This is a genomic window from Micromonospora sp. NPDC049044 (genome assembly GCF_040649215.1).
Lineage (GTDB): Bacteria > Actinomycetota > Actinomycetes > Mycobacteriales > Micromonosporaceae > Micromonospora.
This window is the reverse complement of record NZ_JBEZFA010000024.1, coordinates 23390-36817: the sequence shown is the minus strand read 5'-3', so window position 1 is coordinate 36817 and position 13428 is coordinate 23390. Positions and strand designations below refer to the sequence as shown.

At 72.0% G+C, this 13428-nt stretch carries 12 protein-coding genes; 10 read left to right on the top strand and 2 right to left on the bottom strand.

Annotation, left to right across the window (positions count from 1 at the left end):
* Positions 1 to 15: 15 nt before the first annotated feature.
* The 10 genes from AB0B85_RS20475 (at position 16) to AB0B85_RS20430 (ending at position 10104) form a co-directional block, all read left to right on the top strand.
* Complete coding sequence (locus tag AB0B85_RS20475) at positions 16 to 1392, top strand: GH1 family beta-glucosidase (protein WP_357409505.1); 1377 nt, start codon at positions 16 to 18, stop codon at positions 1390 to 1392.
* Positions 1393 to 1498: 106 nt separating this feature from the next.
* Positions 1499 to 2167, top strand: a complete 669-nt coding sequence (locus tag AB0B85_RS20470) for a TMEM175 family protein (protein WP_357409503.1) — start codon at positions 1499 to 1501, stop codon at positions 2165 to 2167.
* 151 nt (positions 2168 to 2318) lie between these two features.
* The gene (locus tag AB0B85_RS20465) at positions 2319 to 2816 is read left to right on the top strand and encodes a 2Fe-2S iron-sulfur cluster-binding protein (RefSeq protein WP_357409609.1); all 498 of its coding nucleotides are present in this window, start codon (positions 2319 to 2321) and stop codon (positions 2814 to 2816) included.
* Positions 2813 to 3796 (top strand): xanthine dehydrogenase family protein subunit M, encoded by a 984-nt coding sequence (locus AB0B85_RS20460; protein ID WP_357409501.1) that lies wholly within the window; start codon positions 2813 to 2815, stop codon positions 3794 to 3796. The genes AB0B85_RS20465 and AB0B85_RS20460 overlap by 4 nt, the downstream gene beginning before the upstream one ends.
* A 23-nt stretch (positions 3797 to 3819) precedes the next feature.
* A complete protein-coding gene (locus AB0B85_RS20455; RefSeq protein WP_357409499.1) occupies positions 3820 to 5901 on the top strand; it encodes a xanthine dehydrogenase family protein molybdopterin-binding subunit in 2082 nt (693 codons plus the stop codon).
* Between the two features lie 27 nt (positions 5902 to 5928).
* Positions 5929 to 6294: a metalloregulator ArsR/SmtB family transcription factor gene (locus AB0B85_RS20450; protein ID WP_357409497.1), complete on the top strand. Its 366-nt coding sequence runs from the start codon at positions 5929 to 5931 to the stop codon at positions 6292 to 6294.
* Positions 6294 to 6935, top strand: coding sequence for an SRPBCC family protein (locus AB0B85_RS20445; RefSeq protein ID WP_357409494.1), 642 nt, complete (start codon positions 6294 to 6296; stop codon positions 6933 to 6935). Before AB0B85_RS20450 ends, AB0B85_RS20445 begins: the two co-directional genes overlap by 1 nt.
* A 67-nt stretch (positions 6936 to 7002) precedes the next feature.
* Positions 7003 to 7512, top strand: coding sequence for an NUDIX domain-containing protein (locus AB0B85_RS20440; protein WP_357409493.1), 510 nt, complete (start codon positions 7003 to 7005; stop codon positions 7510 to 7512).
* 168 nt (positions 7513 to 7680) lie between these two features.
* A complete protein-coding gene (locus AB0B85_RS20435) occupies positions 7681 to 8490 on the top strand; it encodes an SAM-dependent methyltransferase (protein WP_357409491.1) in 810 nt (269 codons plus the stop codon).
* Between the two features lie 42 nt (positions 8491 to 8532).
* A complete protein-coding gene (locus AB0B85_RS20430; protein WP_357409489.1) occupies positions 8533 to 10104 on the top strand; it encodes a nucleotidyl transferase AbiEii/AbiGii toxin family protein in 1572 nt (523 codons plus the stop codon).
* Positions 10105 to 10210: 106 nt separating this feature from the next.
* On the opposite strand, the gene AB0B85_RS20425 is transcribed toward AB0B85_RS20430, so the two are convergent.
* Complete coding sequence (locus tag AB0B85_RS20425) at positions 10211 to 11668, bottom strand: ATP-binding protein (RefSeq protein ID WP_357409487.1); 1458 nt, start codon at positions 11666 to 11668, stop codon at positions 10211 to 10213.
* 87 nt (positions 11669 to 11755) lie between these two features.
* Entirely contained in the window at positions 11756 to 13414 is a 1659-nt protein-coding gene (locus tag AB0B85_RS20420) for an FAD-dependent oxidoreductase (protein WP_357409485.1), read from the bottom strand.
* Positions 13415 to 13428 lie beyond the last annotated feature (14 nt).

Here is a 13428-nt window from a genome sequence, read left to right as displayed (position 1 = left end):
GAGGAGAGCTGTCCCGTGCCCGACCTGTCCAAGCTGCCACCCGACTTCCTCTGGGGCGTCGCCACGGCGGCGTACCAGATCGAGGGGGCCGTCGACGTCGACGGCCGGGCACCGTCCATCTGGGACACCTTCTCGGCGACCCCCGGCACCGTCGACAACGGCGACACCGGCGCGGTGGCCTGCGACCACTACCGCCGGTGGCCGGAGGACCTGGCGCTGCTGCGCCGACTCGGCGTGGACGCGTACCGGTTCTCGGTGGCCTGGCCCCGGGTGATGCCCGACGGCGTCGGGCGGGTGAACCCCGCCGGGCTGGACTTCTACGACCGGCTCGTCGACACGCTGCTGACCGACGGGATCCGGCCGTTCGTCACGCTCTACCACTGGGACCTGCCGCAGGCGTTGCAGGACTCCGGTGGCTGGCCGGAGCGCGCCACCGCCGAGGCGTTCGCCGACTACGCGGCGGTGGTCGCCGCCCGCCTCGGTGACCGGGTGGCCGACTGGAACACGGTGAACGAGCCGCTCTGCGTGTGCTGGATCGGGCACCTGGAGGGCAAGATGGCCCCCGGCGAGCGGGACCTCACCCGCGCGGTGCACGCCTCGCACCACGTACTGCTCGGGCACGGGCTGGCCACCCAGGCGATCCGGGCCAACGCCGCCCGACCGGCGTCGGTCGGCCTGGTGCTCAACCTCAGCCCGATCGAGGCGGCCACCGACCGACCCGAGGACGTGGCGGCGGCCCGCCGGGCGGACGGGCACGTCAACAGGTGGTGGCTGGACCCGATCCACGGGCGCGGCTACCCCGCCGACATGATCGCCACCTACGGCGTCGAACCGCCGGTACGCGGCGACGACCTGACGGTGATCGCCACGCCGACGGACTTCCTCGGTGTGAACTACTACTTCCGGCAGTTGGTGGTCGACGACCCGACCGGCCCGGCACCGTACGCGAAGCAGGTGCCGGTGCCCGGTTCGGTGGAGACCGCGATGGGCTGGGAGGTGTACCCGGCGGGGCTGGAGCGGCTGCTCGTCGACGTGCACGAGGAGTACCGGCCGGGCCGGATCATCGTCACCGAGAGCGGCTCGGCGTGGCCGGACGAGGTCACCGCCGAGGGGACTGTCGAGGACAAGGAGCGCACCGACCACCTGGAGCAGCACCTGGCGGCCTGCGCGTCGGCGGTGGCCCGGGGCGTGCCGCTGGACGGCTACTTCGTCTGGTCGTTGCTCGACAACTTCGAGTGGGCGTACGGCTATGACAAGCGCTTCGGGCTGGTGCACGTGGACTACACCACCCAGCGACGGACGGTGAAGGCGAGCGGTCTGCGCTACGCCGAGATGATCCGCGCCCACCAGCGGCTCGCTCGGGCGGCGGGCACCGCGACGCCGGTGGCCTGACCGGCGGGCAGCGCGACGGCCGCCCGGGGTGCCCCTGGGCGGCCGTTCCTGTCCCGGTCGGGCGAAAGCGCCACCGGCCGCCGCGCCGAGTGGCTAGCCTGCGGCAATGTCCGCAGCGCCCGACGAGATCGAGCAGCCCGAGCCCACCGGGCGGATTTCCGGCACCGAGCGGATGGCGGCGTTCAGCGACGGTGTCTTCGCCATCGTCATCACGCTGCTCGTCATCGACCTGCGGGTGCCGGAGTACCACGAGGGTGAGCTGCTGACCGACCTGCTCGACGAGGGCCCCTCGTACCTCGCCTTCGTGGTGTCCTTCGTCTACATCGGGGTGCTCTGGCTCAACCACCACGCGTTGCTGCGCCTGATCCGCCGGACCACCCTCGCGCTGAGCTGGATCAACCTCGGCGTCCTCTTCGGCGCGGTGATCATTCCCTTCCCCACCGCCGTGCTGGCGTCGGCGTTCACCAGGGGCGACATCGACGACCAGCGCGCGGCGGTCGCCCTGTACGCGCTCTCCGCGGCGTTGATGTCGGCACCCTGGCTGGTGTTCTTCGGCTACCTGCACCGTCACCCGGCGCTGCTCGAACACCGGGTCAGCCCCGGGTACGTGCGGGCGCAACGGCTGCGACCGATCACCGGCCTCGTCCTGTACGGGCTCGGCGGCCTGCTCGGCTGGTTCGTCAACCCGCTGCTGGGCCTGATCGCCGTCATCGTCATGATCACTTATCACGCTGTGACGAGTGAGGGGCTGCCCCGCTGGCTCACCCGCCGCTGACCGGTCGCGGCAGGTCGGCGGCGGTCACCGGCCGCATCCCGATCCACGGCTTTGCGTTATTCGCCCTGAGCTGTACCGAAAAAGCTACTCTGGGCCGGTGCAGGGCGGACCCGCAAACGCGACGACTACCGACGACCGACACTCGTCCCGGGTGGCGTTCGAGGTCAACGGCTCGCCACACGAGGTGACGCTCGACAACCGCACCACCCTGCTGGACGCGCTGCGCGAACACCTCGGCCTGACCGGGGCGAAGAAGGGTTGCGACCACGGCCAGTGCGGCTCCTGCACGGTGCTGCTCGACGGTCGCCGGGTGAAGAGCTGTCTGATCTTCGCGGTCACCGTGGACGGCCGCTCGGTGCTCAGCGTCGAAGGGCTGGCCGGGCCGGACGAGCTGTCCCCGTTGCAGGCCGCGTTCATCGCGCACGACGCGTTCCAGTGCGGCTACTGCACGCCGGGGCAGCTCTGCTCCGCCCGGGGCATGCTCGACGAGGTCGCCCGGGGCTGGCCCAGCGCGGTCACCGACGACCTGAGCGCGAGTGTCGAGCTGTCCGACGCGGAGATCCGCGAGCGGATGGCCGGCAACCTGTGCCGCTGCGCCGCGTACCCGCACATCGTCGCGGCCGTGCGCGAGACGGCGGCGTCGTCGTGAAGGCGTTCCGCTACCACCGGCCGGCCGACGTGGCCGACGCCGTCGCCGTGCTCAGCGGGGAACCGCACGCCGCCTACCTGGGTGGCGGCACCAACCTGGTGGACCTGATGAAACTCGGGGTGCAGCGCCCCGACGTGCTGGTGGACGTGACCGGGCTCCCGCTGGACACCGTCGAGGAGCTGCCCGACGGGGGGCTGCGGATCGGCGCGACGGTCCGCAACAGCGACCTCGCGGCCCACCCGGTGGTGCGCCGGGACTACCCGGTGCTGGCCCGCGCCCTGCTCGCCGCCGCCTCCGGGCAGCTGCGCAACATGGCCACCACCGGCGGCAACCTGTTGCAGCGCACCCGCTGCGTCTACTTCCAGGACACCGGCAAGGCGTGCAACAAGCGGGAGCCGGGCAGCGGTTGCGCCGCCCGGCACGGCCAGAACCGCGACCTGGCGGTGTTTGACTGGTCCGAGCAGTGCGTCGCCACCCACCCGTCCGACCTGGCCGTCGCGCTGACCGCCCTCGATGCGGTGGTGCAGGTGTACGAGTCCGACGGGCCCCGCGACATCCCGATCACCGCCCTGTACCGCTCCCCCGGCACGCACCCGGAACGGGAGACCACACTGGCCCGGGGCGCGCTGATCACCGCCGTCCGGTTGCCGGCGCTGCCGGCCGCGCGCCGCTCGACGTACCTCAAGGTGCGCGACCGGGCCTCGTTCGCCTTCGCCGCCGGCTCGGTGGCCGCGGTGCTGGACCTCGACGGCGACACCGTCCGCGACGTGCGGTTGGCGTACGGGGCGGTGGCGCACCGGCCGTGGCGGGCGCACCGGGCCGAGCAGGAGCTGCGCGGCCGTCCGTTCAGCCCCGAGCTGGCCGCGCGAGCCGCCGACGCGGAGCTGGCCGAGGCCCGCCCGTTGCGACACAACGGCTTCAAGGTGCCACTCACCCGGGCCATCACGGTGCGGGCGCTCACCGAACTGGCCGCGTCGTGAGCGCGAGCGAGCCTCACAGCGGCGTGAGCACCGGGGCGGTCGGCCGCGCGTACCCCCGGTTAGAGGGTCGGGAGAAGGTCACCGGCACGGCCCGGTACGCGGTGGAGCACCCGGTGGACGGGATCACCTACGGCTGGGCGGTGCCGTCGGCGGTGGTCCGCGGCCGGATCACCCGGGTGGACACGACGGAGGCGCTGGCGTCGCCGGGTGTGTTGGCCGTGGTGCACCACGGCAACGCGCCCCGACTCGCGTCCGGTCCCGAGCGGGAGTTGTGGCTGTTGCAGGACCCGACTGTGCACTACCGGGGGCAGTACGTCGCCGTGGTGGTGGCCACCAGCCTGGAGGCGGCCCGCGAGGGCGCCCGGCTGGTCCGCATCGACTACGACGCCGGGCCGCACAGCACTGTGCTCACCGACGAGCACCCCGGCCTGTACAAGCCGGACCAGGTAAACCCCAGCTATCCGACCGACACCGTCGAGGGTGACTTCGACGCCGGGTACGCGGCGGCGCCGGTGCGGGTGGACGTCACGTACCGCACGCCTGCGTACCACAACAACCCGATGGAGCCGCACGCCACGACGGCACAGTGGCGCGACGGCCGGCTGCTGGTGCACGACTCCACCCAGGGCGCGTCGCCGGTCCGCGCCACCCTGGCCGAGCTGTTCGAGCTGCCCCCGGAGTCGATCCGGGTGGTCGCCGAGCACGTCGGTGGCGGCTTCGGCAGCAAGGGCTACACCAAGGCGCCGGTGGTGCTGGCCGCCCTCGCCGCCCGGCACGTGGACCGGCCGGTCAAGCTGGCGTTGACCCGGCAGCAACTGTTCGGCCCGGTCGGCTACCGCACCCCCACCATCCAGCGGGTCCGCCTCGCCGCCGACGCCGACGGGCGGCTCACCGCGATCTGCCACGACGCGATAAGCCAGACCTCGACCATCCGCGAGTTCGCCGAACAGACCGCCGTCTACACCCGCAGCATGTACGCCGCGCCGCACCGCCGCACCACGCACCGGCTGGCCCGCCTCGACGTGCCCACCCCGTTCTGGATGCGCGCCCCCGGCGAGTGCCCCGGCGCGTACGCGCTGGAGTCGGCGATGGACGAACTGGCCGTCGCCGTCGGCATCGACCCGGTGGAGCTGCGCATCCGCAACGACACAGATGTCGACCCCGACCAGGGGCTGCCGTTCACCAGCCGCAACCTGGTGACCTGCCTGCGCGAGGGGGCGCAGCGGTTCGGCTGGGCCGACCGGGACCCGACGCCCCGGGCCCGGCGCGACGGGCGCTGGTTGATCGGCACCGGGGTGGCCGGGTCGAGCTACCCGGCCCGGGCCCGGCCGTCGTCGGCCACCGCCACCGCCCGGCCGGACGGGGGTTTCCTGGTCCGAATTAACGCCACCGACATCGGCACCGGCGCCCGCACGGCGATCTGGCAGGTGGCCGCGGACGCCCTCGGGGTGCCGCCGGAGCGGGTGGCGATCCAGATCGGGGACAGTGAGCTGCCGAGCGCTCCGCTCGCCGGCGGCTCGATGGGCACCGCCAGTTGGAGCTGGGCGGTCATCCGCGCCTGCCAGGCCGTACGCGAGAAGGTGCGCGACCACCCCGGCGAGGTGACCGTCGAGGTGGACACGGCCGAGGAGGTGGGCGGGCAGCCGACCCGGCCCCGGTACGCGTACGGGGCGCAGTTCGTCGAGGTGCGGGTGGACGCCGACACCGGCGAGGTACGGCTGAACCGGATGCTCGGGGTCTTCGCGGCCGGTCGGGTGGTGAACCCGACGACGGCGCGTAGTCAGCTCATCGGCGGCATGACGATGGGGCTGTCGATGGCCCTGCACGAGGAGGGCCTGCTCGACGAGCGGTACGGCGACTGGGTCAACCACGACCTGGCGACCTATCACATCACCGGCTGCGCGGACGTGGAGTCCATCGAGGCGTACTGGCTCGACGAGCGCGACGACGAGCTGAACCCGGCCGGGGTGAAGGGCATCGGTGAGATCGGCATCGTCGGCGCGGCGGCGGCGGTCGCCAATGCGGTGCACCATGCCACCGGCGTGCGGATCCGGGACCTGCCGATCCGGCTGGACAAGCTGATCGGTTCATCACGCTTGGCTTAAATAAGCCGCTGCTGATATAAAGGGTTCGTGCACGCCTTCGACGTGCTGGGCGATCCGGTCCGGCGCCGCATCCTGGAACTGCTCGCCACCGGCGAACAGACCGCCGGCGCGGTCAGCGCGGTGATCCGCGACGAGTTCGGCATCTCCCAGCCCGCCGTGTCCCAGCACCTCAAGGTGTTGCGGGACAACGGTTTCGCCACCGTGCGCCCGGTGGGCGCCCGGCGGCTGTACGCGGTCGACCCACGACCGCTGCGCGAAGTCGACGGCTGGCTGGAGCACTTCCGCCGATTCTGGACCCCACCCCTGACGGCACTCGCCACCGAGCTGGCCCGAGGCCGACGCGAACGTCGACTGCGCGAGCCAACCGACCCACCCGACGAGAGGACCCCCTGATGTTCGACGCCACCGAGCAGATCAACGCCGTACAGCGCACCGTCGGCAGCCGTACCCTGGCAGCCGGTGAGGCCCGGGTCAGCACGATCAGCCAGACCTACCAGGCGACGGCCGAGGATCTCTGGGACGCCTGCACCAACGCCGAGCGCATCCCCCGCTGGTTCCTGCCGATCTCCGGCGACCTGCGGCTGCACGGCAAGTACCAACTCCAGGGCAACGCCCACGGCGTCATCGAGAGCTGCGAGCCGCCGCACCGCTTCACCGCCACCTGGGAAATGGGCGGCGAGGTGAGCTGGATCGAGGTGCGGGTCACCGCCGTCGACGACGAGCGGGCCCGCCTCGACCTGGACCACATCGCGCACGTCGACCAGGACCGGTGGGCCCAGTTCGGGCCGGGCGCGGTCGGCGTCGGCTGGGATCTGGGCCTGCTCGGTCTCGCCTCGCACCTGGCCGGCGACGGCAGCGGAATCACCCCGGAACAGGGCGCCGAGTGGACCGCCTCCGCCGAGGGCCGACGGGCCATCGAGCTGAGCAGCCGCCTGTGGGGTGCGGCGAGCATCGCCGCCGGCACCGACCCCGACGAGGCGAACGCCGCCGCCGCCCGTACCACCGCCTTCTACACCGGCACCCCGGAGGCCTGAGCGCGGCCCGCACGGCCCGAGCGACGGCCCGGCAGTCCGGGGAGTGCGCGGAGTAGCGTGCTGCGACATGACCGGCACGCCGCACTCGCACTGCTCCTCCTGTGGCGCCGCCTACCCGCCGGCCGCCGGCTGGCCCCGGGTCTGCGTGGCCTGCGGGGAGACCGTCTGGCGCAACCCGGTGCCCGTGGCGGTCGCGGTGCTGCCGGTCCGCACGGCCGGGGGCCTGGGCGTGGTGGTGGTCCGCCGGGACATCGAGCCGGCCCGCGGCCTGCTCGCGCTGCCCGGCGGCTTCATCGAGTACGGCGAGGAGTGGTCCGACGCGCTCGTCCGTGAGCTGCGGGAGGAGACCGGCCTGGTAGCGGCGGCCGAGGATGCCCGGCTGTTCGCGGTGCACGGCGCCCCTGCCGGCGGGACGATGATGATCTTCGGGGTGCTGCCCGAGCAGCACGCCGAGGACCTGCCAGCGTCGACGCCGACGGAGGAGGCGACCGAGTGGCTGGTGCTCACCGACCCTGTCGAGTTGGCGTTCTCCACCCACACGCGGGTCCTTGCCGAGTTCCTGACAGCCGCCTCCTGACGGCACCGGTCGCCGATCGCGGCGGGTGGCCCGACGGCCTCCGACCATGGCCTTTGCCGCCATCAGGCAGCAGGGACAAGGGTTTGGTCGATCCGCAGGACCATGCGGGTGCCGCCGCGCCGCTAGGCTACGGCCTCGACGTCGTATGGCTGGTAAGGGGAGACGGACATGTCGCAGGACCAAACTGAGCAGCCGGTGGGAGGTTCGGCCGCCAAACTGGACACGACGGTGCCGCACTCGGCACGGGTGTGGAACTACTGGCTCGGCGGTAAGGACAACTTCGCCCCGGATCGCGAGGTCGGCCAACAGGTACGGGCGGTCTTCCCGGAAATCGTCGAGGCGGCACGGCATTCGCGCGCGTTTCTCGGACGAGCGGTGACCTATCTCGCCGCGGAGGCGGGGATCCGCCAGTTCCTCGACATCGGCACCGGCCTACCCACCGCCGACAACACCCACGAGGTCGCCCAACGGATCACGCCGCAGGCGCGCGTCGTCTACGTCGACAACGACCCGATGGTGCTCGCGCACGCCCGGGTGTTGCTCACCAGCAGCGAGGAGGGTGCCACCCAGTATGTCGACGCCGACCTGCGCGACCGGGACAAGATCGTCCAGGGTGCCCGCGAGACACTGGACTTCGGTGAGCCGATCGCGCTGATGATGCTGGGCGTCATGGGTCACGTCGAGAAGCCGGCCGAGGCGCAGGCCATCGTCGACGCTCTGGTCTCGTCCCTGCCGTCGGGCAGCTTTCTGGCGATGTCCGACGGCACGGCCACCAGCGAGCGGGTCATCGAGTCGCACCGGCAGTACAACGAAAGCGGTGCGCTGCCGTACCACCTGCGCGAGGTGGCGGACTTCACGGCGTTCTTCGACGGCCTCGACCTCGTCGAGCCGGGTGTCGTGCCGCTGGGGCACTGGCGGACCGACAGCCGGCCCGCGACCGCCGTGGATGGCTACTGCGGGGTCGCCCGCGTGCGCTGACGCGGGGCCCCCCGGCCGGTTCGCACGGCATAGACTTCGCCGATGCTTGCGGTGTCGGGGGACTTCGAAATCCACATCACGGTCGAAGATCGCGAGGCGGAGGCGCTGTCCGCCTTCGCGGCCCGGCACGGGATGAAGTTCGTGCACATCGTGCTCGACCGGGGCACGTTCGCCTCCCAGCCGATGCTCACAGTGACCGGGCGAGGCACGCTGGACGAGCAGCGGGCCGCGGCGCTGCGCTGGGAACGCGAGGTGCGGGCCGCCGGTATGCACGTGCGCCGCACGAAGATCGAGGCGGCGCCGTGGTGTGTCGGTGTGCCGCAGTCGGACGAGCAGGCGGCGACGGAGCCGGAGGGCAGGTACTTCGAGCATCACCTCAAACTGCTGCTGACCGGCCCCGCGGTGGCACAGCTACTGGCGATCACCGATCTGGTCGAACCGCACGGGGCGCGGCTGTCCCGCAACGCCCGCCGGGAACGCGCTGATGGTGTGCAGGAGCGGTTCGTCAACCAGCGCTGCCACGGCGTCGGGCTCGACACCGCCACGCAACGCCTGGACGACCTCGTCGCGGCCCTGACCGCCGCCGGCCATCAGCCCGTTGCCGTCGAGCAGGAGTACGTCGTGTTCGACGGCAACCCGGCACACGACGAACGCTGGCTGAAGGTGCCCGAAAGCCGCGTGAACGAGTGGGCGGCGAAACGCGAGAACCTGATGAGGTCCGCGCCGGAGGGCTCGTCGGGCTTCCCGCCGACCTACCGGCCACTGCCCGGAGACGTGCCCGTCCGCCAGCGGGCGGCGTTCGACCCGGCACTGAGGCAGTATTCGAACGCGTACCGGGCCGGTGAGCCCGACTTCCTCGTGGCCGCCACCGGTGAGCGGTGGACCACCGCCCGGCGCGCCGCGATGCACCAGGTCCTGGCGGGCATCGCGGCGATCCCCGAGAGCCGCCATCTGATGCTGCGCGGCAGCGTCCTCATGCCCGCCCAGGTCGGTGCCGGCGCCCGTGAGCCGGGCGACCTCGACTTCGTCGTCGTCCCGCACACGATCACCAGCGACAGTGCTGACGCCCGTGCGCTACTCGACGCCGTCAAGGCCGTCATCCGGACCGTCCCGGATGCCGGTTTGCGACCGGACCGGATCAGCGAGGCCGCCATCTGGACGTACGAGCGAGCCGACGGCCGCCGCCTCGTCGTCCCGTTCAGCGTGGCCGGGGCGCCGGACGGCCACGTACAGATCGACATCGTCTTCGGCGAAGAGCTTCCTCTCCCACCGGAGACGGTCATGCTGCCGGGTATCGCGGAGCCGATGCTCGCCGCACCCGCCGCGCTGGCGCTGGCGTGGAAGCTGCTGTGGCTGGCCGCCGACTCCTATCCGCAGGGCAAGGATCTCCACGACGCGGTCCTCCTCGCCGAAACCACCACCGTCGACCTCGGCCTGGTCCGCCGGCTCATGCGACCGGATCTCGCCACCGAAGCCGACCACTTCGGCGCCGAGACCGTGCTGACCTGGGACGTCGACTGGGCCAACTTCACCGACGAGTACCCGGGTATCGGCGGCACCGTCGAGCAGTGGATACAGCGGCTGGCGATAGCCCTCGACCGCGCCTGGGCATAGCCGCCGCATCGGTCCGCGTCGGCCTCCTCGGTTGAGCGCCGCGCGACCCGGTCAGCGGGTGTCGGCGGGACTCCGTTCGTCGACCCCGGTCATCAGCTCGTCGTGACTAGGTGGCCGGCGCGTCGCCGGGCACCTCCGCCGCGCCCGCCGTGATCGGCAGCAGCACCCGGAACGTGGTCCGACCCGGCTCGGTCTCCACCCGGATGTCGCCGTGGTGCTTGTGCACCACGATCCGGTACGAGATGTCCAACCCCAGGCCGGTGCCCGCGCCCACCGGCTTGGTGGTGAAGAACGGCTCGAAGATGCGCGGACGCACCTCGGGCGGGATACCCGGGCCGGTGTCGGTGACCTCCACCGCCAGCAGGTCGCCAATCCGTCCGGTGTGGACGGTCAGCACCCCCTTCTCGCCCATCGCGCCCAACGCGTTGTCGATCAGGTTCGTCCACACCTGGTTCAGCTCGGCCGCGTACGCCGGGACCGGCGGGAGGCCGCGGTCGTACTCGCGGACCAGCTTGACCTCGGCGGGGATCTTGCCCTTGAACATCACCAGCGTGGCGTCGAGCAGGTCGTGCACGTCCACCACCCGGTGCGGCGCGCGGTCCAGCTGCGAGTACTGCTTGGCCGCGCCGACCAGGCCCGAGATCCGGGTGACCGAATCGCCGATCTCGCGCATCAGCAGCTCGGTGTCGACGGTGTAGGTGAGCCAGCGCACCGCCGCCTCCAGATCCGCCGCACCCACAGCGGCCTTCACCCGCGCCAACCAGGCCGCGTCCAGACCGCCACCCACCAGGATCGGCGCCAGGTCCCAGGCACCGTCAACCCCGTGCTCCTCCAGCCAGTCGGTGAGGGTGTCCTCGGCGTCGGCGGTGGCCACCGGGGTCAGCGTCGGCGCGTTGGCCACCCGGGCCACCGCCTCCTCCTGCAACGCGACGAGGCCGTGCAGGGCGGTGCCGTCGAGCCGACCATCGGCGATCATGGCGAGCTTGTGCCGCATCCCGGCGACCCGGTCGCGCAACACCGAGGTGGCGCGCACCGCCGCCGCGGCCGGGTTGTTCAACTCGTGGGTCAACCCCGCCGACAGTGAACCGAGCGCCAGCAGCCGCTCCCGTTCGCCGACGATCGTCTGCGAGTCCCGCATGCCGAAGAACAGCCCCTCCAACAGATGCATCGGCATCGGGAACCAGGACCGCAGGGCGTGCGCGAAGTCCTCCGCCGGCAGCACGAAGAAGTCCGCGTCGGTCACCGCCCGTAGGCTGTTGCGGTAGACCTGGTCGACCTGGTCACCCAGGTACGCCTGGACCGCACCGCCGTACACGCCGCGCTGGTCGGTCCGGCTGACCTCGACATCGTCGCCGCGCACCTGCCGGCTCAGCGCCACCGCACCGCGCACCAGCACGAAGAAACAGGTCGCGGGCTCACCCTCGCCGTACACGAGGGTGCCGCCGGCCCGCTGCTCGACGCGGCCACGCTCCGCCAGCCAGTCGAGCTGCCCGTCGTCGAGCGCCTCGAACAGAAACAGGGTACGCAACTGCGCGGGTGTCAGCCGATCAGACGCGGTGGTCACAGGATCTCCTTCGTTCGCGACTGCGGGGCTCGCAAACCCGGCTCACTCCTCACGCTCACCGGGTCTCCTTCGTTCGCGACTGCCAGCTCATTGGGCCTCCAGGTAGCGGTGTACGAGCGACACTGCCATCGCGCCCTCGCCGACGGCCGAGGCGACCCGCTTGACCGACTCGGCCCGCACGTCGCCGGCGGCGAACACCCCCGGCACGCTTGTCTCCAGGTGGTACGGATCGCGGGACAGGGACCAACCGGCGGGCCGGCGCCCACCCGCCAGCAGGTCCGGGCCGGTGACGATGAAGCCACGCTGATCGCGGACCAGCACCCCGTCCAACCAGTCGGTACGCGGCTCCGCACCGATGAAGATGAACAGCCACGAGGTGTCGACCGAACGGGCCTCCCCGGTACGGGTGTCGCAGAGGGTCAACTGTTGCAGGTGACCCTCCCCGGCCGCGCCGACAACGGCGGTGTGCGGGTGCACGGTGATCGAGTCGATCCGCTCCAACTGGTCGATCAGGTACCGCGACATCGAGGCGGTCAGGTCCGCGCCCCGGATCAGCAGGTGCACCCGCGACGCGTACCGGGAGAAGTGCACCGCCGCCTGCCCGGCGGAGTTGGCCCCGCCGACGATGTAGACGTCCTGCTCGACGCAGCTCGGCGCCTCCGTGGCCGCGGCACCGTAGAACACCCCCCGACCGGTGAAGTCGGCAAGCCCGGGGGCGTCGAGCACCCGGTACGACACCCCGGTCGCCAGCACCACGGTGTGCGCCGCGATCTCGGAGCCGTCGCCGAAGCGCAGCAGCCGGGCGCCGCCGGCCTCACTCAGACCGACCACCTCCCGGGCGCTGAGCAGCTCGGCACCGAACTTGACAGCCTGCCGCCGGGCCCGATCGGTCAACTGCGCGCCCGAGACGCCGTCGGGAAAGCCCAGGTAGTTCTCGATCCGGCTGCTCTGCCCGGCCTGCCCGCCGGTCGCCCGCCGCTCGACGAGCACGGTGCGCAGCCCCTCCGACGCGCCGTACACCGCCGAACCGAGGCCGGCCGGGCCGCCACCGATCACCACCAGGTCGTAGAAGTCCGACGCCGGCACCACAGTCAACCCGGCCAGCGCGGCCAACTCGGCCTCACTGGGGGCGACCAACGCCTTCCCGTCGGCCGTCACCACAAGCGGCACGTCCGCCTCGGTGGCCCCGGCCGCGTCGAGCAGGCGGGCGCCCTCCGGGTCGTCGGAGAGCATCCACCGGTACGGCACCAGGTTGCGCGCCAGGAAGTCACGAACCTTGAACGACGGCGCCGACCAGCGGTGCCCGACGACCCGGATCTCGGCGCTGGCCGCGTCCGGGGTGACCGACCACGCCTCCAACAGCCCGTCGACCACCGGGTACAGCTTCTCCTCCGGCGGATGCCAGGGCTTGAGCAGGTAGTGGTCCAGGTCCACCACGTTTATCGCCTCGATCGCGGCGTCGGTGTCCGCGTAGGCGGTGAGCAGCACCCGGCGGGCGGCCGGGAAGATGTCCATCGCCGCTTCCAGGAACTCCACCCCGGTCATCTCCGGCATCCGGTGGTCGGCCAGGAGCAACGCCACCTGTTCGCCGCGCAGCTTGACCTCCCGCAGCGCGTCAAGCGCCTCCGGGCCGGAGGAGGCCCGCAGCACCCGGTAGCGGTCGCCGTAGCGGCGGCGGATGTCCCGGGCCACCGCACGGGACACCACGGGGTCGTCGTCGACGGTCAGGATCACCGGATTCGCCATGGCGCCATGAAACC

What these genes read in the sequence shown, in the direction of transcription:
- AB0B85_RS20440 (WP_357409493.1), top strand. Translation starts at nt 7,003, where the DNA reads ATGACCGGCACGCCGCACTCGCACTGCTCCTCCTGTGGCGCCGCCTAC.
- AB0B85_RS20445 (WP_357409494.1), top strand. Translation starts at nt 6,294, where the DNA reads ATGTTCGACGCCACCGAGCAGATCAACGCCGTACAGCGCACCGTCGGC.
- AB0B85_RS20435 (WP_357409491.1), top strand. Translation starts at nt 7,681, where the DNA reads ATGTCGCAGGACCAAACTGAGCAGCCGGTGGGAGGTTCGGCCGCCAAA.
- AB0B85_RS20420 (WP_357409485.1), bottom strand. Translation starts at nt 13,414, where the DNA reads ATGGCGAATCCGGTGATCCTGACCGTCGACGACGACCCCGTGGTGTCC.
- AB0B85_RS20430 (WP_357409489.1), top strand. Translation starts at nt 8,533, where the DNA reads ATGCTTGCGGTGTCGGGGGACTTCGAAATCCACATCACGGTCGAAGAT.
- AB0B85_RS20470 (WP_357409503.1), top strand. Translation starts at nt 1,499, where the DNA reads ATGTCCGCAGCGCCCGACGAGATCGAGCAGCCCGAGCCCACCGGGCGG.